The sequence below is a fragment of the Streptomyces sp. NPDC101165 genome (assembly GCF_044768135.1).
GTDB lineage: Bacteria > Actinomycetota > Actinomycetes > Streptomycetales > Streptomycetaceae > Streptomyces.
The window spans coordinates 368,587-388,696 of sequence record NZ_JBIWPG010000003.1; the positions used below are offsets into that span (position 1 = coordinate 368,587).

Annotated in this window: 22 protein-coding genes; 11 read left to right on the forward strand and 11 right to left on the reverse strand. The window is 72.9% G+C overall.

Annotated elements, in window-relative coordinates; translation table 11 throughout:
- Window positions 1-89: 89 nt before the first annotated feature.
- Window positions 90-722 carry a GNAT family N-acetyltransferase gene (locus ACIRVH_RS08275; protein ID WP_403949523.1) on the forward strand — a complete coding sequence of 211 codons (633 nt, stop codon included), beginning with the start codon at window positions 90-92 and terminating at the stop codon, window positions 720-722.
- Between the two features lie 21 nt (window positions 723-743).
- Here ACIRVH_RS08275 and ACIRVH_RS08280 read toward each other — a convergent pair whose 3' ends face one another.
- On the reverse strand, window positions 744-1,439 hold the full coding sequence (locus ACIRVH_RS08280) for a lipoprotein (protein WP_403949526.1): 696 nt from the start codon (window positions 1,437-1,439) through the stop codon (window positions 744-746).
- 92 nt (window positions 1,440-1,531) lie between these two features.
- Entirely contained in the window at window positions 1,532-2,173 is a 642-nt protein-coding gene (locus ACIRVH_RS08285) for a class I SAM-dependent methyltransferase (RefSeq protein ID WP_403949529.1), read from the reverse strand.
- A gap of 121 nt (window positions 2,174-2,294) precedes the next feature.
- Between ACIRVH_RS08285 and ACIRVH_RS08290 the strand changes: the two genes are divergently transcribed.
- The 6 genes from ACIRVH_RS08290 to ACIRVH_RS08315 all read left to right on the forward strand — a co-directional run bounded on the left by ACIRVH_RS08290 (window position 2,295) and on the right by ACIRVH_RS08315 (window position 8,611).
- Window positions 2,295-2,753: a flavodoxin family protein gene (locus ACIRVH_RS08290; protein WP_403949531.1), complete on the forward strand. Its 459-nt coding sequence runs from the start codon at window positions 2,295-2,297 to the stop codon at window positions 2,751-2,753.
- A gap of 298 nt (window positions 2,754-3,051) precedes the next feature.
- Window positions 3,052-5,220, forward strand: a complete 2,169-nt coding sequence (locus tag ACIRVH_RS08295; protein ID WP_403949534.1) for a hypothetical protein — start codon at window positions 3,052-3,054, stop codon at window positions 5,218-5,220.
- Window positions 5,221-5,252: 32 nt separating this feature from the next.
- Window positions 5,253-5,507 (forward strand): hypothetical protein, encoded by a 255-nt coding sequence (locus ACIRVH_RS08300; RefSeq protein WP_403949536.1) that lies wholly within the window; start codon window positions 5,253-5,255, stop codon window positions 5,505-5,507.
- 562 nt (window positions 5,508-6,069) lie between these two features.
- Window positions 6,070-7,323 carry a beta-ketoacyl-[acyl-carrier-protein] synthase family protein gene (locus ACIRVH_RS08305; RefSeq protein ID WP_403949538.1) on the forward strand — a complete coding sequence of 418 codons (1,254 nt, stop codon included), beginning with the start codon at window positions 6,070-6,072 and terminating at the stop codon, window positions 7,321-7,323.
- A 41-nt stretch (window positions 7,324-7,364) separates the two neighbouring features.
- Window positions 7,365-8,309 carry an acyl-CoA desaturase gene (locus tag ACIRVH_RS08310; RefSeq protein WP_403949541.1) on the forward strand — a complete coding sequence of 315 codons (945 nt, stop codon included), beginning with the start codon at window positions 7,365-7,367 and terminating at the stop codon, window positions 8,307-8,309.
- The gene (locus ACIRVH_RS08315; protein WP_403949544.1) at window positions 8,306-8,611 is read left to right on the forward strand and encodes an acylphosphatase; all 306 of its coding nucleotides are present in this window, start codon (window positions 8,306-8,308) and stop codon (window positions 8,609-8,611) included. Before ACIRVH_RS08310 ends, ACIRVH_RS08315 begins: the two co-directional genes overlap by 4 nt.
- A gap of 51 nt (window positions 8,612-8,662) precedes the next feature.
- On the opposite strand, the gene ACIRVH_RS08320 is transcribed toward ACIRVH_RS08315, so the two are convergent.
- Both ACIRVH_RS08320 and ACIRVH_RS08325 read right to left on the reverse strand, forming a co-directional pair.
- The gene (locus ACIRVH_RS08320) at window positions 8,663-9,286 is read right to left on the reverse strand and encodes a GNAT family N-acetyltransferase (protein ID WP_403949546.1); all 624 of its coding nucleotides are present in this window, start codon (window positions 9,284-9,286) and stop codon (window positions 8,663-8,665) included.
- Between the two features lie 274 nt (window positions 9,287-9,560).
- On the reverse strand, window positions 9,561-10,097 hold the full coding sequence (locus tag ACIRVH_RS08325; RefSeq protein WP_403949954.1) for an ATP-binding protein: 537 nt from the start codon (window positions 10,095-10,097) through the stop codon (window positions 9,561-9,563).
- Here ACIRVH_RS08325 and ACIRVH_RS08330 point away from each other — a divergent pair.
- The 3 genes from ACIRVH_RS08330 to ACIRVH_RS08340 all read left to right on the forward strand — a co-directional run bounded on the left by ACIRVH_RS08330 (window position 10,082) and on the right by ACIRVH_RS08340 (window position 12,156).
- Window positions 10,082-10,897, forward strand: a complete 816-nt coding sequence (locus ACIRVH_RS08330; protein ID WP_403949548.1) for an SAM-dependent methyltransferase — start codon at window positions 10,082-10,084, stop codon at window positions 10,895-10,897. The two genes, ACIRVH_RS08325 and ACIRVH_RS08330, sit on opposite strands and share 16 nt — an antisense overlap.
- A gap of 96 nt (window positions 10,898-10,993) precedes the next feature.
- Window positions 10,994-11,467, forward strand: coding sequence for an SRPBCC domain-containing protein (locus tag ACIRVH_RS08335; protein ID WP_403949551.1), 474 nt, complete (start codon window positions 10,994-10,996; stop codon window positions 11,465-11,467).
- 188 nt (window positions 11,468-11,655) lie between these two features.
- A complete protein-coding gene (locus tag ACIRVH_RS08340; protein WP_403949554.1) occupies window positions 11,656-12,156 on the forward strand; it encodes a hypothetical protein in 501 nt (166 codons plus the stop codon).
- Window positions 12,157-12,221: 65 nt separating this feature from the next.
- On the opposite strand, the gene ACIRVH_RS08345 is transcribed toward ACIRVH_RS08340, so the two are convergent.
- Together ACIRVH_RS08345 and ACIRVH_RS08350 are read right to left on the reverse strand one after the other, a co-directional pair.
- On the reverse strand, window positions 12,222-13,286 hold the full coding sequence (locus tag ACIRVH_RS08345) for a glycerophosphodiester phosphodiesterase family protein (protein ID WP_403949556.1): 1,065 nt from the start codon (window positions 13,284-13,286) through the stop codon (window positions 12,222-12,224).
- Between the two features lie 124 nt (window positions 13,287-13,410).
- Window positions 13,411-14,565 carry a PP2C family protein-serine/threonine phosphatase gene (locus ACIRVH_RS08350; RefSeq protein ID WP_403949558.1) on the reverse strand — a complete coding sequence of 385 codons (1,155 nt, stop codon included), beginning with the start codon at window positions 14,563-14,565 and terminating at the stop codon, window positions 13,411-13,413.
- 234 nt (window positions 14,566-14,799) lie between these two features.
- On the opposite strand from ACIRVH_RS08350, the gene ACIRVH_RS08355 reads away from it, so the two are divergent.
- Complete coding sequence (locus ACIRVH_RS08355) at window positions 14,800-15,396, forward strand: hypothetical protein (protein ID WP_403949561.1); 597 nt, start codon at window positions 14,800-14,802, stop codon at window positions 15,394-15,396.
- Here ACIRVH_RS08355 and ACIRVH_RS08360 read toward each other — a convergent pair.
- The 5 genes from ACIRVH_RS08360 to ACIRVH_RS08380 all read right to left on the reverse strand — a co-directional run bounded on the left by ACIRVH_RS08360 (window position 15,393) and on the right by ACIRVH_RS08380 (window position 20,082).
- A complete protein-coding gene (locus tag ACIRVH_RS08360) occupies window positions 15,393-16,382 on the reverse strand; it encodes an aldo/keto reductase (RefSeq protein ID WP_403949563.1) in 990 nt (329 codons plus the stop codon). The genes ACIRVH_RS08355 and ACIRVH_RS08360 overlap by 4 nt on opposite strands.
- 270 nt (window positions 16,383-16,652) lie before the next feature.
- Window positions 16,653-17,861: a cytochrome P450 gene (locus tag ACIRVH_RS08365; protein WP_403949566.1), complete on the reverse strand. Its 1,209-nt coding sequence runs from the start codon at window positions 17,859-17,861 to the stop codon at window positions 16,653-16,655.
- A 12-nt stretch (window positions 17,862-17,873) separates the two neighbouring features.
- Window positions 17,874-18,221, reverse strand: coding sequence for a DUF742 domain-containing protein (locus tag ACIRVH_RS08370; RefSeq protein ID WP_403949569.1), 348 nt, complete (start codon window positions 18,219-18,221; stop codon window positions 17,874-17,876).
- Window positions 18,218-18,625 (reverse strand): roadblock/LC7 domain-containing protein, encoded by a 408-nt coding sequence (locus tag ACIRVH_RS08375; RefSeq protein WP_403949571.1) that lies wholly within the window; start codon window positions 18,623-18,625, stop codon window positions 18,218-18,220. Before ACIRVH_RS08375 ends, ACIRVH_RS08370 begins: the two co-directional genes overlap by 4 nt.
- Window positions 18,622-20,082, reverse strand: coding sequence for an ATP-binding protein (locus tag ACIRVH_RS08380; protein WP_403949573.1), 1,461 nt, complete (start codon window positions 20,080-20,082; stop codon window positions 18,622-18,624). Before ACIRVH_RS08380 ends, ACIRVH_RS08375 begins: the two co-directional genes overlap by 4 nt.
- Window positions 20,083-20,110: the final 28 nt, after the last annotated feature.

Here is a 20,110-nt window from a genome sequence, read left to right on the forward strand (position 1 = left end):
CCGTCGTCCGGAGCGTGTCGGCCACTGCACGTCGTCCGGAGCGCGTCGGCCGCTTGTGGGAGCGCTCCCATAGGCATGAAGATGTCCACATGCCACCCACGGACCCCCGCCCCGCGATCCGCCCCTACCGCCCCACCGACCGCGACGCGGTCGCCGACATCTGCGTCCGTACCGCACACAACGGCGGCGACTCCCGCGCCCGTTGTCCGGACCTGTGCCTGATGCCGTCGATCTTCGCCGAGCCCTACTGCCACCTCGACCCGGACCTAGCCTTCGTCCTGGACGACGGCGAGGGACGGGCGGTGGGGTACGTCGTCGGTACGGCGGACACCGAGCGGTTCGTCAAGGACTTCCGGCGGACCTGGATCCCCCGGCTCGCCGACCGCTACCCGGAGCCCACCGCGCAGCCCCGCACGCCCACCGAGGAGATGATCGGCCTTCTGCACCGCCCGGAGCGCATGCTCGTACCCGAACTCGCCGCCTACCCCGCGCACCTGCACATCGACCTGCTGCCGCCCTGGCAGGGGCGCGGACACGGCCGCCGGTTGATGCACACACTGCTGAACGCCCTGCACACACAGGGCGTTCCGGCCGTCCACCTCGGCATGGTCACCGTCAACACGGCCGCCCGAGCGTTCTACGACCGGCTCGGCTTCCACGAGATCCCGGTCCCGGACCCCGGTCCGCTCACGTATCTGGGCCGGGCCACGACCCCGGACTGAGAACCCGCCCGGCGGTGCCCGTCAGAGGACGCGCAGGGTCTGCTTGGCGAGTTCGTACGCCGGCAGCATCGCGTTGTGCTCCTCGGTGTCCATCCCGCCGAGGTGCAGCACGACCGGGCCGTCGGGCGTGGAGACCGCCAGGGCGCTCTCCTTCTTCGTCTCCTCCAGCAGCTTGCTCGTGTAGAGGTACTCCACCTCGACACCGGACAGGCCGGTGGCAGTCCTGAAGGAGCGGTACTTCTCCTTGCCGGTGTTGTCCTCGGCGGCGACGAACTGCCGCAGGACGGTGCGCGCGTCGGCGTCGCCGGGCTTGCCGGTCCACACCCGCAGGAAACCGATCTTGCCGGCGGGCTTGGCGTCGATCTCACAGGCGGTGGTGACCGGACCCTGGCGGAGGAAGGCGTCGGCGACTGCTCCGCCCAGGTCGCCGTCCGAGCCCTTCGAGGCCTTCGACAGCTCCTTCTCGGCGTCGATCCCCTTGGGCTTCCAGCTCTTGGCGATGTCGAAGCTGACGGGCAGTTCGCAGGCCGACCCGGCGGCGCCGACGGTGCCGCCGCGCGCCGCGACCGCGCTCTTCGCCCCCGCGCTCCCGGCGGCCGACGGGCTTCCCGACGCCTTCGCCTCCCCGTCCGGCGACTGCGAGCAACCTCCCAGTACCGCCGCCAGCACCACCGCCTGGACCACCCGGCCTCGCACGGACCCCACCCTGACCTGCACCGTCGTCTCCCCTCCTGTTGAGCGCGGCCACTGTAACCGAGGGCACCGACACAGCCGTACGCAAATAGAAGGGGGGCAGTGAAAAGGCGTGCTCAGTCCCCGTCCCGCCGGCAGTGCAGGAACAGATGCGGCTCGGGTACGGCGTCGGGATGGGCCGGGGAGAACGTGGCGTGCTCCTCGGACAGGACCGTCAGACCCGCCCCGGTCACCAGCCGCGTGAAGTCCTCGGCGGCGAAGCTCGTCACCCGCACCGGCTGCCCCATGAACACCGCCTCGACGGCCTCCACGTCGAGGGGCACCGTGGCCAGCACCGCGAGCCCGCCGGGCCGCAGTGCACGCGCCAGGCGGCCCACGACGGCGGACTGCTCCGCGCGGGACATCTGCAGCAGCGAGAAGTACCCGCACACCGCGTCGAACGAGCGCTCCGGGAGCGGCAGTTCACGGATGTCGGCGAGCCGGAACTCGGCCTCGGGCACCTGCCGGGCGGCGATGTCGACCATCACCGGGGAGACGTCGACGCCCAGCACGCTGTGCCCCGCCTCGGCGAGGGTCTGCGCGGTCGGCCGTCCCGTCCCGCTGCCCACGTCCAGCACCCGGCTGCCCGGCTCCAGCCGGTCCAGCAGCCAAAGGAGCGAGGCCCGGTGCGCCTCGGACGACGCGAACGCCTTCTCGTAGTCGAGACCCAGTGCGTCGAACACCACGGCTGCCGGTGCCCGCTGTTCGTCCTCGCCCAAGACCGCTCCTCCCGTGTCCCGTCAGGTGCCCGGCATCGTCGCACTCCCGTCCCGCAGCCCACAATGCCGCGCGCTGGGTGCCGTTTGCGGACCGCGGCACCCGCAGGGCAGGGTTCGCAACGTGCCTACCTTGCTGATCGTGCATCACACCCCCTCGCCCAACTGCCAGGCCATGTTCGAGGCCGTCGTCTCCGGCGCGACCACACCGGAGATCGAGGGCGTCCGCGTCGTACGCCGGGCCGCCCTGTCCGCCACCGCCTCCGACGTTCTGGAGGCCGACGGCTACCTCCTCGGCACCCCGGCGAACCTCGGGTACATGTCCGGCGCCCTCAAGCACTTCTTCGACCAGGTCTACTACCCCTGCCTGGACGAGACCCGGGGCCGGCCCTTCGGCTACTACGTCCACGGCGGCAACGACGTCACCGGCGCCGTCCGCGCCATCGAGGCCCTCACCACCGGCCTCGGCTGGCGCCGCGCCACCGAGGCGGTGACCGTCACCGGCGAACCCGGCAAGGCCGATGTACAGGCCTGCTGGGAGCTGGGCGCCACGGTCGCTGCCGGGCTCATGGACGAGGCCTGACCGGGACGGTGCCGGGGGAGCGGGCCTGTAGGCCGTTCGGGTGTCGGGCGGACGTGGTCGCGGCGCACCTCCCGCGGAGAGGGGCCGGTGAGTGGAGCGGGGCAGGTGCGGGGGTTGTGCAGGAGAGGTATCCGGCCCCGGCACCGGCGCACACGGCGATACCGGACCCGGCGCACATCCTCTACCTGGATGGATGAAGGTGCGGGCGCGGTGCCGCTGGCCGACGATGAGGAGGGAGACCGCGTCCCCGAGGAGCGGTCGTGCACCGTCGAACGTCGTCGAGCCGAGGGAGCGTCGCATGGGAGCGGACGGCCACATACGCGGACGGACCGCCCAGGACGAGCAGGACGCCGAGGAGTTGCTGCGCCGGTGCGCACGGGACGTGGTGGACGTCGCCGAAGGCATCCGCGAGGTGTCCACACGCACCAGCGCCGCGCTGTTCGCGCCGACGCTGACCGCCTCTGCGCGCCGCCGCCCCCGTACCGGTCTCGCCGCCCGGTGGGCGTTGCTGCGGGCCCTGACGAACAAGGACGGCCTCGGCGGGACCGCGATCACGGCGCCGAAGGGCATGGGCCATGTGCTCGGCGCGGCCGGCGAGGTGCTCGGCCGGGAGAGCCTGGCCGCGCTGGTGGCCGTCACCGCCCTGCGTCTGAGGATCGCCGCCGTGCTGTTCGACCACCCGGAGTTGGCACGCGACCCGGGGATGCGCCGGCTGCTGGGCGCGGTCACCGCCGACCGCGCCCCGGAGGCCGTCCGAGCCCTGCGTGCCCTGTTCAGGGACCAGGGCGCCCAGCGTGCCCTGTCCGGCCTCGCGCCGCTGACGGCCGAACTCCTCGCCATCCGTGCCCTGCTGGACGAGGACCCCAAGTACGACGAGACCGGCTGGGCGCGGGCCGCCGGCCGTGGCCGGTCCGCCGTTCCGGTGCACGGCATCAACGCCGTCCGTCTCGCGGGCACGGACCAGGGCGAGGGAGCGGCCGAGGCCGTCGACCTGTCCGACCAGGAGCGGCAGACCGTAGCCAGCGAAGGCTCCCTCCTCGGTTTCCTGCGCAACATCGAGGTCGTGTCCACGAACGGGCGGATCCTGGTGCAGAACGTGCGCGGCCCCGACGGCGTCGTCCGGTACGTCGTCCAGGCCCCCGGCATGGCGCCCGGCCGCCCCCGCAACGACTCCCCGCAGGACTTCGTCGGTGCCTGGCGCAACCTCTGCAGGGCCGACTCGCCGCACACCCGCTCGATCCTGCTCGCCCTCACGGACCACGGCATCCCGCGCGGCGCCGACCTCGCCCTGATCGGACACGGCGAGGGCGGGGTCGCGCTGATGAACCTCGCGCAGGACGAGGAGTTCTGCCGCGGGTACCGGGTCACGCACGTGATCGCGGTCGGATCTCCGGTCGCCGACAAGAAACCCGCCGACCCGCGCACCTGGGTCGCCGGCATCACCAACCAGCACGACATCGTGCCCGTCCTCGACGGCCGGGACCTCGGCTCCGCCTTCGACCCGCACCCCAACCGGTACGAGGTCGACTACACCGGACCCACCCGCGAGTTCCCGCTGTGCCACATGCTCCGCGAGTACATCGAGCACCTGCGGACCGTCATCCCCGAGGCCCGCAAGGACGTCGACGAGGCGCTCGCCCCCTACCGCGGTCCCGTGGTGCGCACCCAGGCCTACCGGCTCAAGGACCGTGCCCGCCCGCCCGAGGGCTACCCCTTCCTCACGGTCCCCACCACGTCACTCCCCACCACGACCGGGCCCGTCGACGTCCCGGTGCGCTACTACGACTCCTCCGCGGCCCACCTCTGCTTCGCCGTCGATGCCGCGGCCGCGCGCGGCCTGCTGCCCGACCTGACCTGGATGGTGCCGAGCCGGCTGGGCCGACGGGCGCTCGCGGTGCTGTCCCTGTACGAGCACCGCTGTTCCACGATCGGCCCCTACGCCGAGATCGCCCTGTCGGTGCTGGTGGACGACCTGTGGCGGCCGCGCCCGTACGACATCGCCGCCGATCTGCTGCGCCGCGTCGACCTGCGCCGCACCGGCCGCTACGTCCTCTCCCTGGCCGTCAGCAGCGAGGAGGCGCGCGTCGTCTCCCGGCAGATCTGGGGCCAGCCCGCGGTCCCCATGGCTGCCGAGGCCGAACTGATGAGTCGTGACCTCGGTGTCACCGCACCGGGACTCGGACTGGCCGTCAAGGGCCGGCTCGGCCGGGGCCTGCGCTGCCCCGAGGCGGACTGGGTCCTGTACGGCCGGCGCGGCGAGAGCACCGTGCGCACCCTGGTCCGGGCCCACGGCCGGCTGCGGCTGCACACCGGAACCGGGGTGCGGCTGCGCCTGGACACCGCCGCGGCCGAACCCATGGCCGGGCAGCTGCGCCGGCTCGGCATCGACGCGGCCCGGCCGCTCTTCGTGCTGTCCTGCCCGCAGTTCGTCCTCCACCGCAGCGCCGGCGCCGTCCTGCCGCGCTGACCCCGCACGCACACCCGCCAGTGGGAGCCATCATGGTCACCGAGTCCCTCCGCACCCTGCCGTCGGTCGACGAACTCCTCGACCAGGCGCACAGGTTGCGCGCCGACGCCGACCTGATGGACGGCTACGCCCGACGACTGCTCGCCACCGCGTCCGAGCTGTCCGCCTGCTCGGCGGCACCCGAGTGGAGCCGCCCCACCCTGGAACAGCAGGCGGCCGCCTGCGGCACCGCGGCGAAGCAACTGCGCACCGCCGCCGAGGCGTTGCTGGCCCACTCGCGGGCCTGACCGGTCCGCTCAGAGCGCGCGGCGGCCCCGGCAGACCGCCGCGCTCCGGCCGAGCAGGACGGAGCAACGACCCTTGTCCTCCAGCAGGTTGCGGTGCACCAGGTCGAAGAGGCCGCAGGTCTCGACGGGCCGCAGCGTGCGCGTCCACCCGGGAGACCGGCCCGACCCGCTACGACGCCTCGCACGACCGCCCGCCCGGACCTCCTGAACCCCGGCGTCTTCCGCCCCGCCCTGTACAGCGGCCCCGGTGATCCCGATCGGGCACATGGACGCTCGCCGGGTCTCCTCCGAAGGCACGCCGAGCAGCCGGCCGGATAGGCCACCGCCCCCGCCCGGCGCCCCCGCGTCCACATCGGCCCCGCCGTCCCGCCGGCCGACTCGCCCCGGCCGCTGGACGACCTGGAGACCGCCCTCGCCGACACCTGGTCGTGCGCGGTGCGGACGCCGGCAGTGACCGTTCGTCAGTGACGTTCGCACATCCGGGTGGTAGGGGACGCCGTCCTGGGCCGAACGAGTTGTCGTAGCCCGGAACGGCCGCTTTCGGACCGGATAATCACGGCTCATGCAGCTTGTGAAAGCACGCGTCCCGGCGCGACGCGCCCCCGTGGCCGTCACCGGACTGGGACTGGTCACACCGGCCGGGATCGGCCGCGACGCGGCGTGGGACGGCCTGTGCGCAGGACAGTCCACCGCGACCGCCGACCCCGGCCTCGACGGGCTGCCCGTGGCCTTCTCCTGCCGGGTGCCCGACCTCGACACGGCCGGACTGCTCGGGCACCGGCTCAGTCGCCGCCTGGACCGCTTCACCACCTTCGCGCTGCTCGCCGCCCGGGAGGCCGTCGCCGACGCCCGGCTCACGCCCGGCGGCTGGGACGGGGCCCGCGTCGGCGTCGTGATGGGGGTCGGTACCGGGTCCATGCAGGGCTGGCAGGCCGAGTTCGACCGGCTCGCCCACAGCACCCCGGAGCGCGTCTCGCCGCTCGCGCTGCCGCGCAGCGTCCCCAACATGGCCGCCGCCGAGATCGCCCTCGACCTCGGTGCGCAGGGCCCCAACATGGTCGTGAGCACCGCCTGCGCCTCCGGCACCAGCGCGCTCGGACTGGCCCGGGACCTGCTGCTGTCCGGTGCCTGCGACCTCGTCCTCGCCGGGGGCAGCGAGTCGGCCCGGCTGCGGATGACCGCGGCCTGCTTCGCCCAGATGCGTGCCCTGTCCCGCCGCGCCGACAGCCCGCACGAGGCCTCCCGGCCGTTCGACCGCGACCGCGACGGTTTCGTCCTCGGCGAGGGCGCCGCCGTGCTCGTCCTGGAACGCGTGGAGGACGCCCGCGCCCGCAGCGCCCGGCCCGCGGCCCTGCTCTCCGGGTTCGGCGCGTCCTGCGACGCCCACCACTTCACCGCCCCGCACCCGGACGGCGACGGCGCCGCCCGCGCCATCCGCGGCGCCCTCGCCGACGCCGGCCTGGCTCCCGAGGACGTCGACCACGTCAACGCGCACGGCACCTCGACCCCACAGGGCGACACGGCCGAGCACAACGCGCTGTACCAGGTCTTCCGCCGGCCCCCGCCCGTCACGGCCGTCAAGGGCACCATCGGGCACGCCATCGGCGGCGCCGGCGCCATCGAGGCGGCCTGCACCGTGCTCACCCTGCGCCACCAGCTGATCCCGCCCACCGCCAACCTGGACACCCTCGACCCGGCGATGGACCTCGACGTCGTCACCAAGGCGCCCCGCCCGCAGCGGATACGAGCCGCCGTCAGCAACTCCTTCGGCTTCGGCGGCCAGAACGCCGTGCTCGCCTTCACCGCCGTCGACTAGCAGCCACTGCGCACCTGCCCCCGAGCCGAAAGGTCCCCCTGTTGTCGGAGTTCTCGGAATCCACCCCGCTGGCCGGCAGAGCACGGCCCTGGCCCAGCGGCGAGCAGCTCATGATCGGCGTGTTCGTCGCCGTACCGTTCCTGGCGCTCCTCGCCGCCGTGCCGCTGGCCTGGCGGCACGGTCTGAGCCCCACGGACCTGGTGCTCGCCGTCGTCTTCTACCTCGTCAGCGGACTCGGTGTCACCGTCGGCTTCCACCGGCACTTCACCCACGGTTCCTTCAAGGCCAGGCGGCCGCTCAGGATCGCCCTCGCCCTGGCCGGCAGCCTCGCCGTACAGGGCCCGCTGCTCACCTGGGTGGCCGACCACCGCAAGCACCACCGCTTCTCCGACCGCGACGGGGACCCGCACTCGCCCTGGCGGTACGGCCGCTCACCCCGCGCCCTGGCCAAGGGCATGCTCTACGCCCACCTGGGCTGGCTGTTCGAGACCGAGCACGCCTCGCCCCGCACCTACGCACCCGACCTGGTCCGCGACCGCACGCTGATGCTGATCTCCAAGCGCTTCGGACTCGTGGTCCTGGCCTCCGTCGCGCTGCCCGCGGTGCTCGGCGCGGCGCTGACCGGGTCCTGGCAGGGGGCGCTCAGCGCGTTCTTCTGGGCCGGGCTGGTGCGGATCTGCCTCGTCCACCACGTCACCTGGTCCATCAACTCCATCTGCCACGCGGCCGGTTCCCAGCCCTTCCGCAGCCGGGACCGCTCGGGCAACGTGTGGTGGCTGGCCCCGCTGTCCTTCGGGGAGTCCTGGCACAACCTCCACCACGCGGACCCCACCAGCGCCCGGCACGGCGTGCTCACCGGCCAGCTCGACGCCAGCGCCCGTCTGATCCGCTGGTTCGAGCGCCTCGGCTGGGCCTACGACGTCCGCTGGCCGGAACGGCGCCGCATCACCGCACGCCGGCGAGAGAACGGGAGCCCACACGCATGACCGTACGGCAGCACGTGCACGTCAGCGGCCGCGTCCAGGGCGTGTTCTACCGCGACACATGCCGCCGGTTCGCCGAGGAACGGGGAGTGGCGGGATGGGTGCGCAACCTCTACAACGGCGACGTGGAAGCCGTCTTCGAAGGGCGCCCCGACGTCGTCGCCGAGATGGCGAGCTGGGCGGCCCACGGCCCACCGGCGGCCCGGGTGAGCCACTGCACGGGCGTGGCCGAGGAGCCCGAGGGTCTGTCCGGGTTCCATGTACTGCCCGACGCACCGCCGGGTGACGATCCCCGCGCCCGGTAGCCTCCCCTTTACGGCGTCGACGAGGGCCGAGGTGCAGACGCTCCCGGACGGTCAGGCGCAGCGCGTGGCCGTCGAAGCGTCGTGGCGGACCCAGACGGACTCGACCACGCGCCCGTCGGGCAGGGTGTGCCGGGGCGGGCCCTCGTCCGGGACGAAGCCCGCCCGGGTCAGGGCCCGCCGGCTCGCGGTGTTCCCGGTCTCCGCGCCCGCGCGGACCCGGGTCATGCCGAAGTGCGTGTGCGCGAGCAGCGCCCCGGCCCGGAACAACTCCGCGCCCAGGCCCTGCCCGCGGCAGCGCGGCGCCAGCCAGCCGCCCACCTCGCCCGTGTGGTGCTCCAGTTGCAGTCCTCCGGCATAGCTGAGGTCGACCCTGCGCACACAGACCAGGAACACCGGGATGCCGGGGTCGGGGGTGAAGGGCTTCGCCAGCACGCGGGGGACGCGGCGGCCGTCGTCGCCGGCGGGCCGCCACTCCAGCAGGGCGCGCCGGGTGCCGGGGTCGGGAGCGATCCGGTCGGCATGGTTGCCGAGCCACCGCTGGGCCTCGGCATCCGCACTGGCGGCGAGCGCCGCGGCCACGTCGAGGTGCGTCCGGGGCGTGAACAGCAACAGCCGCTCGGTGGCCAGGACGTGCCGGCCGGACGCGCACCGCCCGGGCATGGGGAGCCCGGACACGGCCCGGCTCCGGCGGACGAGCGACCAGACCATGGAACCCCCGATGGAACCGCTGCGTGGCGGACGGTCCGGACCCTTACGGGAGCCGGGCCCGCCGACGGATGCGAACGGCTCGCATCGGGGCGAATCTACCGAGGAATCGGGTGGGGGTGGTTGCCTGCGGCCGACGGCTCACGGCTGAGGGGATGCGGCTCCCCACGGTTGATGGCGTTCGGCCGGGCCGTCCGGACCCGGTTTCGGGCGGGTCCGGGTCCAGGAGGGGTCGGCGGACAGGTCAGGGACAGGGGTCGGCAGGGGCATGGGGCGGGGCTCCTTCGGACGAGTGGGGGATGGTCCGGGGGAGGGGTTCGGATGGTGTGGGGCCGGCCGGGGCCGGGGGTTCGGGTGTGGTCGTCAGGTCGGCCCAGACGATGCGTGCGGGCCGGTCGGGCGCGAGCGTCATGCCCCGGTCGGCGCTCAGTGCGCCGACCAGGAAGAGCCCGCGTCCGTTCTGGTCGTCGGGCCCGGACTGCCGTTGGGCGGGGCGGGCGGGACCCCGGTTCTGGTCCTCGACCTCGAGACGGACCCGGTCCGCGGCGGCGCGCACCCGGCACACGATCCGTTCGCCGGCTGCGTGCACCAGCGCGTTGGTGACCAGCTCCGAGGCGACGAGGACCGCGTCGTCCCGGACGGGTTCGGCGACGCCCCAGGCGGCCAGCAGGTCGCGCAGCACGCGACGGGCCGTGCCGACCGCCGCCGGCCGGGCCGGCAGTTCGAAGGCGGCCGTAGCCCCCGACCCGAATGGGAGACACGGCGTTGCCCGACAACGGATGGCCGGCCGACCGCATCGACACCGAGAACGCCCACTCCGCCCGCATCTACGACTACATCCTCGGCGGAAAGGACTACTACCCCGCCGACCAGGAGGCGGGCGACGCCATGTCCCGGGAGTGGCCCGCGCTTCCGGTCCACATGCGCGCCAACCGCGACTTCATGAACCGTGCCGTGCGCTGGCTCGCCGAGGAGGCGGGCCTGCGCCAGTTCCTGGACATCGGCACCGGCATCCCGACCTCGCCCAACCTGCACGAGATCGCCCAGACGGTGGCCCCCGAGTCCCGGGTCGTCTACGTCGACAACGACCCGATCGTCCTCACCCTCTCGCAGGGCCTGCTGGCCAGCGCGCCCGAGGGTCGGACCTCGTACATCGAGGCCGACTTCCGCGACCCGGCCGCCATCCTCCAGGCCCCGGAACTGCGCGACACCCTCGACCTGGACAAGCCCGTCGCCCTCACCGTGATCGTGCTCGTCCACTTCATGCTGGACGAGCACGACGCGATCGGCGTCGTCCGTCGCCTGCTGGAGCCGCTGCCGTCGGGCAGCCACCTGGCCATGTCCATCGGCACCGCGGAGTTCGCCCCCGACGAGGTGGGCCGGGTCGCCCGCGAGTACGCGGCCCGCAACATGCCGATGCGGCTGCGCACCATCGACGAGGCCCACGAGTTCTTCGCGGGCCTGGACCTGGTCGAACCCGGCATCGTCCAGGTGCACAAGTGGCACCCCGACGGCACCGGCGAGAAGGACATCCGCGACGAGGACATCGCGATGTACGGCGCGGTGGCCCGCAAGCCGTGAAAGACCCGGGACCGGGGTCCGACCCACCTCCCGGACCCCGGCCCCGTTCCTGTCGTACGGCGGGCCGGGCCGCGTCCCGGCCGGTAGCGTGAGGCCATGTACGCCACGCGAGTCACCCGGCGTGTGCAGGCGCCGGCGGAGGCCGTCTACCGGGCGCTGGTCGATCCGGACGCCCTCGCCGCCTGGCGGGTCCCCGAGAACATGACCGCCCGGGTCCACATCTTCGAGGCCCGCGAGGGCGGTGCCTTCCGGGTCTCCCTCACCTACGACGACCCGGCCGGCCCCGGCAAGTCCGGTGGGCGCACGGACACCTACCGCGGGCACTTCGCCAGGCTCGTCCCCGGTGTTCAGGTCGTCGAGGTCTTCGCGTTCGAGACGGACGACGAGACCCTGCGCGGCACCATGACCATGACGACGACGCTCACCGCGACGGACGGCGCGACGGACGTCGAGATCCTGCACGAGGGCATCCCGGACGACATTCCCCGCGAGGACAACGAACTCGGCACCCGGATGGCCCTCGACCACCTCGCCCGGCTGGTCGAGGAGCGGAATCCGCCGACGGCCTGAACGGATCTGGCCAAAAAGACGGGAAAGCGGTCCGGAATTCGGCACAACCTTTGCCGAAGGGTCAGGCACCTGAAAATGCGGGGAAGGAAGTTCTGGAGAAGCGGAACCGGGCGGAGAGAAATGCGGTCTTAAAGTCCGTCGAAGGCCGGGATCGGGCCGGTCGCGAAGAAACCGGGGGAACGAGAAAAATGTCCGTAAGCCGCCGCAAGACCCTCCTGACCGCAGTCGCCCTCACCGCCGGGCTCTCCCTGGCCGCCGTGACGCCCGCCCTGGCCGGCTCCGGCGCGAGCCACCCCCCGCGTGCCGCCGCCGTGTCCTCCGCCCAGGGCGACCCGCGCAACGTCACCCAGCACGTGGCCGACTTCTACGGCGCCTACATCGACGCCGTCTGGGCCACCGAGGACCCGGCGGCCGGCCCCGACGCCAAGGCCCTGCGCGCCTTCTACCTGTCCTCCGCCGCCCAGAAGAAGGTCGCCGCGTACGAGAAGAAGAACCACGCCGACGGCATCCTGTTCGCGCAGAACGTGCCGGTCAAGTGGAAGGTCGCCTACACCGGCTCCGGCGCGGGCCACGCCACCAGCAGGGTCACCCTCACCTGGGGCGACGGTCCCCACGCCGAGGTCACCAGGATCGACGTCCGGTCCGACCTGACGACCCTGAAGATCACCGACCTCAAGCCGGCCCGCTGACCGGCTGCCGGGCGCAGTCCCGCCCCGCCCCCACTCGGGGCGGGGCTCGCGGCTTTCCGGGCCGGTCAGGACCGGCCGTGCGGGTAGTACGGCCGGGGCAGTCGCATCCCGCGGTCGGCCATGATCTGCCGCACGTGGTTGGGGTAGTTGGTGATGATCCCGTCGACGCCGAAGTCCATCAGCGCCGCCACCGTCGCCGGGTCGTCGCAGGTCCAGGGGACCACCTTCAGGCCGCGGGCGTGCGCCTCGGTGACCATCGCCGCGTCCGAGTAGAAGCGGAAGCCGGGGTCGCCGACCTTCCCGCTCTGCGGGAAGCCGTAGTTGGGGGAGAGCGTCGTGACCCCGGCGATGGTGGCGGCCGCCTTCACGAAGTCACCGCCGTAGTCGTCGGCGTCGATCCCGCCGAGCCACGGGGACGCGCCCGGTTGACCCACCTGCAGGAAGTCGTAGTTCGTCAGCGCCACCAGCGGCCAGCGCGGAGCCAGCCGGTGCATCAGCTTCAGCGCGCCCCAGTCGAAGGACTGGATGGTGACCTGCCGCTCGATGCCGGAACGGTGGATCTCCTCGTACACGCGGCGGACGAACACCTCGCGCGGCGCGGTCTGTTCGGGCGCGCCCGCCTCCACCTTGGTCTCGATGTTCAGCTTGACCTGCCTGGCGTGGTAGCTCTTGACCAGGTCCAGGACGTCCTTCAGCTCCACCATCCGGAAGCCCTTGACGACCTCCTGCTCGGGGAAGCCGGGCAGCTGCTGATAGCCGCAGTCCAGGGTCTTGATCTGAGCCAGCGTCAGATCCTTGATGTACTTGCCGACATACGGGTACATCGGGTCGCCGGGCGTGACCGGGCCCGTGTCGCGGCACTTGACGCCGCTGATCTGCCGGTCGTGGTTGACGACCACCTTCAGGTCCTTGGTGACGTGGGTGTCCAGCTCCAGCGTGGACACCCCGAGCCGCATCGCCTTGCCGAAGCCCTCCAGCGACTCCTCGGTGGTCATGCCGATGCCGCCGCGGTGGGCCTGGAGGTCGAAGCGGGCCTCGGGCGGGTCGGCCTGGGCCGCCTGCGCGGCGGTGGCCGGGAACGCGAGCGCCGGCAGCAGGGCGAGGCCGGCGAGCAGGTGTCGTACGGACATCGGAACTCCCTGTTCTCGGGGCGCCCGAGATTCTCGCAACGACCGGCCGGGGCGGACCACCTCCGGAACTGAACATTGGCGCAAAGGCTGTTGAACGCGTGCGGCACCGACACCTCGGCAGGGCCTAGGAGTCGTGGGTCAGCAGCCGTGTGCCCTCGCGTCCGTGGTGGCGGCGGCGGTCGACGGGTGTGCGGTGCAGGGCGATGAGGGCGGCGTCGTCGTCGAGTCGGCCGCCCACGTGGGCGAGCAGATCGCGCCGCACATGGTGCATCAGCGCTTCCGGACTGTCGTCCGTCCACCGCGCGACCCGCTCCGCCAGCGGATAGAACCGCCCGCGCGCGTCCCGGGCCTCCACCACACCGTCGGTGTACAGCAGCAGCGTGTCACCGGGCTCGAAGGAGAACACGTCCAGCGTGTGATCGGTGTCCCCGTGCACGCCGAGGGGCGGCGACGGGTGCAGGCTCGGCACCGTGACCGCGTGCCCCGGGCTCAGCAGCAGCGGCGGAGGATGGCCGCAGCTGGTCATCAGGGTGACCGGATCCTGGTCCGGGATCTCCACCAGCAGGACGGTGGCGAAGCGCTCACCCGCCTCCTCCTCCGTCTCCAGCTCGGTGGCGTAGCGGCTGATGCTCTGGTCGAGACCGGCGGCCAGGTCCGCCAGCGCGACGTGCCGGTGGGCGCTCTCCCGGAACGCGCCGAGCAGCAGGGCCGCCTCTCCGATGGCCGGCAGCCCTTTGCCCCGTACGTCGCCGATCAGCACCCGCACCGCGCCGTCGCAGCGGGTCGCCGCGTACAGGTCACCGCCGATCTGTGCCTCGTCCTCGGCGGCCAGGTAGAGGGAGGCGATCCGCAGCGGGCCGATGTGCTCGGGCAGCGGCCACATCAGCACGTGCTGCGCGGCCTCGGCGACCGTGCGCACCTGCGCCAGCTGGGCCTGGCGGCGCTCTCGTACCGCGCTGTAGACCACGCACATCACCGAGAGCACGGTGAGGGTGACGAGCTGCACGATGTGGTTCGAGGTGGCGATCCCCCCGTGGAGGAAGGCGATCAGTGTCTGGGCTGCCAGGGCCAGCGCCCCCACGAACGCCGTGGTCCGGGGCCCGGCGAACGACGGTGTGAGGGCCGGGGCGATGACCAGGGCCGGGCCCAGGTGGATGTTCTCGGGGGAGTGGATGTCCACCACGGTGATCACCACGATGAGCATGATGGGGAGCAGCAGCAGCGCATGCGTCGACTGCCACGACTGCTGCACACCCGCGCCCCTCTGCCGGAGCCTCATGCCTACCAGCGTGCTCCCGGACGAGCCGCGCGGCACGTGGAGGAGCAGGAACAGGACGTCACGACGGACACACGGTCGGTCCGCGGCGGCCCGCTCCCTCGTTCTCGGGTGCGACGAGCCTGTCCGCCGCGCGGCGGAGGCGGGTTCGGCCCGCAGCGCGATTCGTGACGGGGCCCCCGCTGCGATCTTCGATACCGGACGGGCCCGCCGGGCCCCTGACCCCGAGGACCACGCATGCCCTCGCCACCGACCGCGCCCGAACCCGCGACAGCCCGCCCGGGACGCCTCCGCGCCGCGTGGCGGGCGGCCCACGAACCCGTCGAGGGGGTCTCCCGGAGGATGCGGCTCGTCGCCTGCGCCGTGCCACTGACCGTCCTGCCCGCCGGCCTGTGGCGCCTTCCGGCCGTGTTCGACCCGGGTATCGGGATCGGCGAGCGGGTTTACATCGTGTTCCTGTCGCTCTTCTCCGAGGCCGTCGCGTTCACCGCGTTCGGGTTGATCGCCCGCTGGGGCGAGGTGTTCCCGAGGTGGGTGCCGTATCTGCGCGGCCGGCGGGTCCCGGTGAGCGCGGCCGTGGTCCCGGCCGCACTCGGCGCCACCGTCCTGACGCTGCTGTGGACGGTGCTGACCCTCACCACACAGATCATGGGCCGGACGATCCGGGGCGGGAAGCTCCCCGACGACTTCCCCAGCCAGGTGGGTGGCTGGGAGGCCGTCTCCTTCTACGTCTGCTACACGCCCCTGATCCTGTGGGGTCCCCTGCTCGCCGTCCTGACCGTCGGCTACGCCAGGCGCCGCCGCGGCAGTGGTGCCGCCGGCCGGGTCGGCTAGCGGTTCACCGAGCGCATCCCGGCCTCGTCGTAGCGCGCGCCCGCCGCCTCGGGCAGCTCGGCGTCGATACGGGCGAGGTCCTCCTTGGTCAGTTCGATGTCGGCCGCTGCCGCGTTCTGCTCCAGGTAGGTACGGCGCTTGGTGCCCGGGATCGGGACCAGGTCCTCGCCCTGGGCCAGCACCCAGGCGATGGCCAGCTGCGCGGGCGTCACGTCCTTCTCCGCGGCGATCTCCTTCACCTTCTCGGCCAGCCGGAGGTTCGCCTCGAAGTTGGTGTCCGTGAAGCGGGGGTTGGTGCGCCGGTAGTCGTTCTCGTCCAGCTCGGTGGGGGAGGAGAAACGGCCGGCCAGGAAGCCGCGGCCGAGCGGGGAGTACGGGACGAAGCCGATGCCGAGTTCACGGCAGACCGGCAGCACCTCGGCCTCGGGGTCCCGCGTCCACAGCGAGTACTCGGTCTGCACGGCGGTGATCGGGTGGACGGCGTGGGCGCGCCGGAGGGTGTCCGCGCTCGCCTCGCTCAGCCCGATGTGCCGCACCTTGCCCTCGGCGACCAGCTCGGCCAGGGCGCCGACCGTCTCCTCGATGGGCACGTCGGGGTCGACCCGGTGCTGGTAGTAGAGGTCGATGTAGTCCGTGCCGAGCCGCTCCAGCGACCCGTGGACGGAGCTGCGGACGTGCTCGGCCGAGCCGTCCTGCCGGCCCACCGTGCTCATGTCCCCCGGCACGGCGTTGTCCATCCGGTAGTTGAACTTGGTGGCGATGACGTACTCGTCGCGGTGTCCCCGGATCGCCTCGCCGACCAGCGACTCGTTGGTGAGCGGGCCGTAGAGCTGCGCGGTGTCGAGGAAGTCGATGCCGAGCTCCAGGGCGCGCCGGATGGTCGCGATGCCCTCGTCCTGGTCCGTGGTGCCGTAGAAGGCCGACATGCCCATGCACCCGAGGCCGATGGCCGATACCTGGAGATCCCGCAGACTGCGCTGTCGCATGAGGTGTCCCAGCCTTTCCTGCACATGTGATCGTCGTTCCGTACGGCACGGAGGCCCTCATCCATCTAGCGACGGATTCCGTCACCCGGCATCCCGTGGGGGAGCCCGGGCGACGCGACCTTCGCGTGCCGGGATGTCTGCGACGCTATGACTTGGAGCGCACGCGAAGTCAAGGTGTGCCTCCCAGGGCAGGGGGCAGGGGTACTGCGCCGGTCCCGGGGACACCCCGCGGATTCCGGCGGATCAGCGGGTCGGCCGGGCGACGCTGGATCAGAGGGTGGGTACCGGCGTGAACCGGACGGGCAGCCGGGTCAGTCCCCTGAGCCAGGGCGAGTGACGGCGGGTGAGGGACTCGGCGGGCACCGCCAGGTCGATGTCCGGGAGCCGGTCCAGTACGACCTCGATGCCGGTGCGCACGATCACCTCGGCGATCTCCTGCGCGGGGAACGGGCAGCGGTGCTCGCCGTGGCCGAACGAGAAGTGCGCGCTGTTCCCGCCGGTCAGCGCGGAGGCGTCGGTACGGACCTGGGGATCGGAATTGGCGCCCTGCAGCCCGAGCAGCAGCAGATCGCCGGCCCGGACCGGGCGGCCGCCGAGGTGGGTGTCGCGAGCGGCCCAGCGGCCGGCCACGTTCTGCATGGGCGTGTCCTCCCACAGCACCTCGTTCATCGCCTCGGCGACGCTGCCCTGCCCGCCGAACAGGGAGGCGGCGAACCGGTCGTCGGTGAGCATCAGCCGGAGCGAGTTGCCGATCCAGTCGGCGGACGGCTGGTGCCCGGCCGCCATCATCACCATCAGGTCCTGCGCGATCTCCTCGTCGGTGAAGCCGCCGCCGTCGGCGAGCATCCGGGAGACCGCGTCACCCGTCGGCTCCTTCCTGCGGTCGGTGACCAACTGCCGCATGGAGGCGGCCAGATGAGCCTGGCCGGCGAGGGCCCGTGCGCGCCCGTCGATCATGTCGTTGAGGGCGGTGACCAGACCCGGACCGTCCTCGTCCGGGAAGCCGAACAGACGGGCGAGAACGCGTACCGGCAGCAGCACCGCGTAGTGCGTGACCAGATCGGTCTCGCCCGTGGCGCAGACCGCGTCGATCAGCTCGTCCGCGAACCGCTCGGCGTGGTCCCGCAGTTCGGAGGGATCCACCGCCTCCAGCGCGTCGCTGATCATCGCGGCGCGCTGCCGGTGCCGTTCGCCGACGGTGTAGAGGATCGACGGCTGCCGGTGGCCGATCATCGGCAGCAGCGGCCAGTCGTCCGGGATGTTCGCCCACTGGTTCCACAGCTCGGAGTCCCGGCTGAACAGCACCGGGTCGCCCGTCACCTGGTGCAGTTCGCGGTACCCGAGCACCAGCCAGGCCGGCACGCCGCCGTCGAGCAGCACGGGGACCACGGTGCCGTGCTCGCGCCGCATCTCCCGGTACAGGCGGGCCGGTTCGGTCTGGAAGCGGAGGCCCGTCAGGGGGACGGCGTCGGGAATCACACGGACTCCTGTTCAGAGGTTGCGGAGTGCAACGATCACCTGCTCCAGGATGTCGGGGTCGGTGACGGCCGGCGGGCGTGGATGACGGGCGCTGACGCGGCCCGCCGCCAGCAGGTCGCACAGCAGCACCTTGGTGATGCCGACGGGCAGGCACAGCTCGGCGGCGATCTCGACCACCGAAGCGGGGAACGCGGTCATCCGCAGGATCGCGGCGTGCTCCGACTGCATGCCGGCCACCGGATCCGACTCGGCGACGACCAGCGTGACCAGATCGAAGGGGTTGTCGGGGCCGGTCCGGCTGCGTCCCTGGGTGAGGGTGTAGAGACGGTCTGGGGCGTCGTCCCTTCCGGGCCGGCTCATGACGTACGGGGCCGGGCGGTCAGGTGCTCGCCGAGCTGCTCGACCAGTTCGGTCATGTGGTGCCCGACGACCCCGGGGTCGGCCTCCTCCGTCGTCACGACGGCCAGGTGGGCGCCCGCGCCGGCCTCGACGATGAACAGTACGCCCCCGTAGAAGTCGGTCATCGCCGAGCGGACACCTCCGCTGCCGTCACCGAACTCGGCGGACGCCCCGCGCGACAGCGACTGGATGCCGGCGGCGATCGCGGCGAGCTGGTCGGCCCGGTCCGGGCTCAACTCCGGCGACCGGCACAGCCTTAACCCGTCGCGGGACAGCACGAGCGCGTGCCGCGCCCCCGGTGTCCTCTCCAGCAGCCCCTCCAGGAGCCAGGTGAGCGTCTCGTCGGCGGTGCTCGGGCCGTTCATGAGGTGGCGTCGCCTTCCGGGTGCGCGTGCGGGTGGGAGGAGGGGGAGCTGTGCTCGGGCTCGTCGGCCGACCCGGGAGCGGGGCGGACGGCCTGCCGGAAGGCACTGAAGCGGGTGGCCCGGGTCGTGGCCTCGTCGGTGCCCGGTGCGGGGCGTGGCGCGGTGCTCGGAGGCGCCGGGCGGGAGCCCTCGGCCTCGGCGAGGGTGCGGCCGCGGCTCCGTCTGGGCAGCCCGGTCGGGCCCTCACCCGCGGCAGGCGCGGGAGACTCGTGGACCGGGGCGGGCCCCGCGGTGACCGTCGGCCCGGCCGGCCGGCCGGCGTCCGGACGTGTGGCGGGGCCGATGAGGATCTCCTGCGGGATGAGCATCAGCACGCCGGTGCCGCCGCGCGCCGACGGCCGGAACGACACCTTCAGACCGTGCTTGCGGGCCAGCCGGCCGACCACGGCGAGCCCGAGTCGGGTCCCCGTCAGGCCGCCCAGCTCGGCGACGTCACCGGCGACCGCCCGCTCGGCCCGACGCAACTGCACGTCCCCCATCACCAGGCCGCTGTCCTCCACGGACACGAGGACCCCGGCCGCCACCTCCTCGACATAGACGTGCACTTCGGCCGTCGGCGGCGAGAACTTCGACGCGTTGTCCAGGAGTTCGGCGAGCGCGTGCATCACGCCCTCGGCCGCGTGTCCCGCGACTGCGGTCTCGCTGACCGAGTGGACCCGCACCCGCCGGTAGCCGGCGATCCGGCCCAGCGCGCCGCGCAGCAGGGACTCCATCCCTATGGGCCGCGCCCACCTGCGCCCCGAACGCGCCCCGGTCAGGACGGCGACGGAGTCGGCGAGCCGGCCGGCCTGGGCCGTGCGGTGGTCCAGGTGGAGGAGGTCGGCCAGGACGTCCTCGTCGGTGTGCCGGTCCTCCATCGCCCGCAGATCGGCGAGGGTCGCCGTGGCGAGGGCCTGCATCCGGGCTGCCGCGTTGGCGGTCGCGGAGATCGCGGCGGCCCGCTCGCGCCGAGCCTGCCGCAACTCCTCGGCCAGCCGGGTGTTCTCGCCGCGGACCAGGTCCAGCTCCTGCGCGCCCTCCTGGGTGAGCCGAGTCCGATCTGCTGTGAACTCCGCCTGCTGCGCCGCCAGTTCGTCGATGAGCCGCTGCTGTTCCCGGCGGTTCTCCTCGGTCGTGCGGGCCTGCTGCTGCAGAAGCCGGCCGATCTCCTGGGTCGCGCTGTCCAGCCTGCGCCGGGTGCCGCGCGCGGTGCGCCCGGTGTGGGCGGCCGTGGCCACCGCGGCACAGAGCACGACCGCTGCCGTACCCCCACCCCAGGCCAGCGGCGCGCGCACCGAGTGCGGCGCGGCCGACACGGCCGCGAGAACCACGAGCGCCGACAGCGCGCCGGACACGGCGAGGGCGGTGGTGAGCGTACGGAGGGAAGGTCGTTCGCCGGGATGCGTGGGCACGGTCATCGGTCCGGTGTGGTCCTCGCGGCAGAGG

Excerpts from the sequence above, each read along its gene's own strand:
- ACIRVH_RS08375 (WP_403949571.1), bottom strand. The coding sequence starts at position 18,625 with ATGAACGGCCCGAGCACCGCCGACGAGACGCTCACCTGGCTCCTGGAG.
- ACIRVH_RS08275 (WP_403949523.1), top strand. The coding sequence starts at position 90 with ATGCCACCCACGGACCCCCGCCCCGCGATCCGCCCCTACCGCCCCACC.
- ACIRVH_RS08360 (WP_403949563.1), bottom strand. The coding sequence starts at position 16,382 with ATGCGACAGCGCAGTCTGCGGGATCTCCAGGTATCGGCCATCGGCCTC.
- ACIRVH_RS08370 (WP_403949569.1), bottom strand. The coding sequence starts at position 18,221 with ATGAGCCGGCCCGGAAGGGACGACGCCCCAGACCGTCTCTACACCCTC.
- ACIRVH_RS08380 (WP_403949573.1), bottom strand. The coding sequence starts at position 20,082 with ATGACCGTGCCCACGCATCCCGGCGAACGACCTTCCCTCCGTACGCTC.
- ACIRVH_RS08350 (WP_403949558.1), bottom strand. The coding sequence starts at position 14,565 with ATGAGGCTCCGGCAGAGGGGCGCGGGTGTGCAGCAGTCGTGGCAGTCG.
- ACIRVH_RS08300 (WP_403949536.1), top strand. The coding sequence starts at position 5,253 with ATGGTCACCGAGTCCCTCCGCACCCTGCCGTCGGTCGACGAACTCCTC.
- ACIRVH_RS08340 (WP_403949554.1), top strand. The coding sequence starts at position 11,656 with ATGTCCGTAAGCCGCCGCAAGACCCTCCTGACCGCAGTCGCCCTCACC.
- ACIRVH_RS08335 (WP_403949551.1), top strand. The coding sequence starts at position 10,994 with ATGTACGCCACGCGAGTCACCCGGCGTGTGCAGGCGCCGGCGGAGGCC.
- ACIRVH_RS08305 (WP_403949538.1), top strand. The coding sequence starts at position 6,070 with ATGCAGCTTGTGAAAGCACGCGTCCCGGCGCGACGCGCCCCCGTGGCC.
- ACIRVH_RS08345 (WP_403949556.1), bottom strand. The coding sequence starts at position 13,286 with ATGTCCGTACGACACCTGCTCGCCGGCCTCGCCCTGCTGCCGGCGCTC.
- ACIRVH_RS08315 (WP_403949544.1), top strand. The coding sequence starts at position 8,306 with ATGACCGTACGGCAGCACGTGCACGTCAGCGGCCGCGTCCAGGGCGTG.
- ACIRVH_RS08355 (WP_403949561.1), top strand. The coding sequence starts at position 14,800 with ATGCCCTCGCCACCGACCGCGCCCGAACCCGCGACAGCCCGCCCGGGA.
- ACIRVH_RS08295 (WP_403949534.1), top strand. The coding sequence starts at position 3,052 with ATGGGAGCGGACGGCCACATACGCGGACGGACCGCCCAGGACGAGCAG.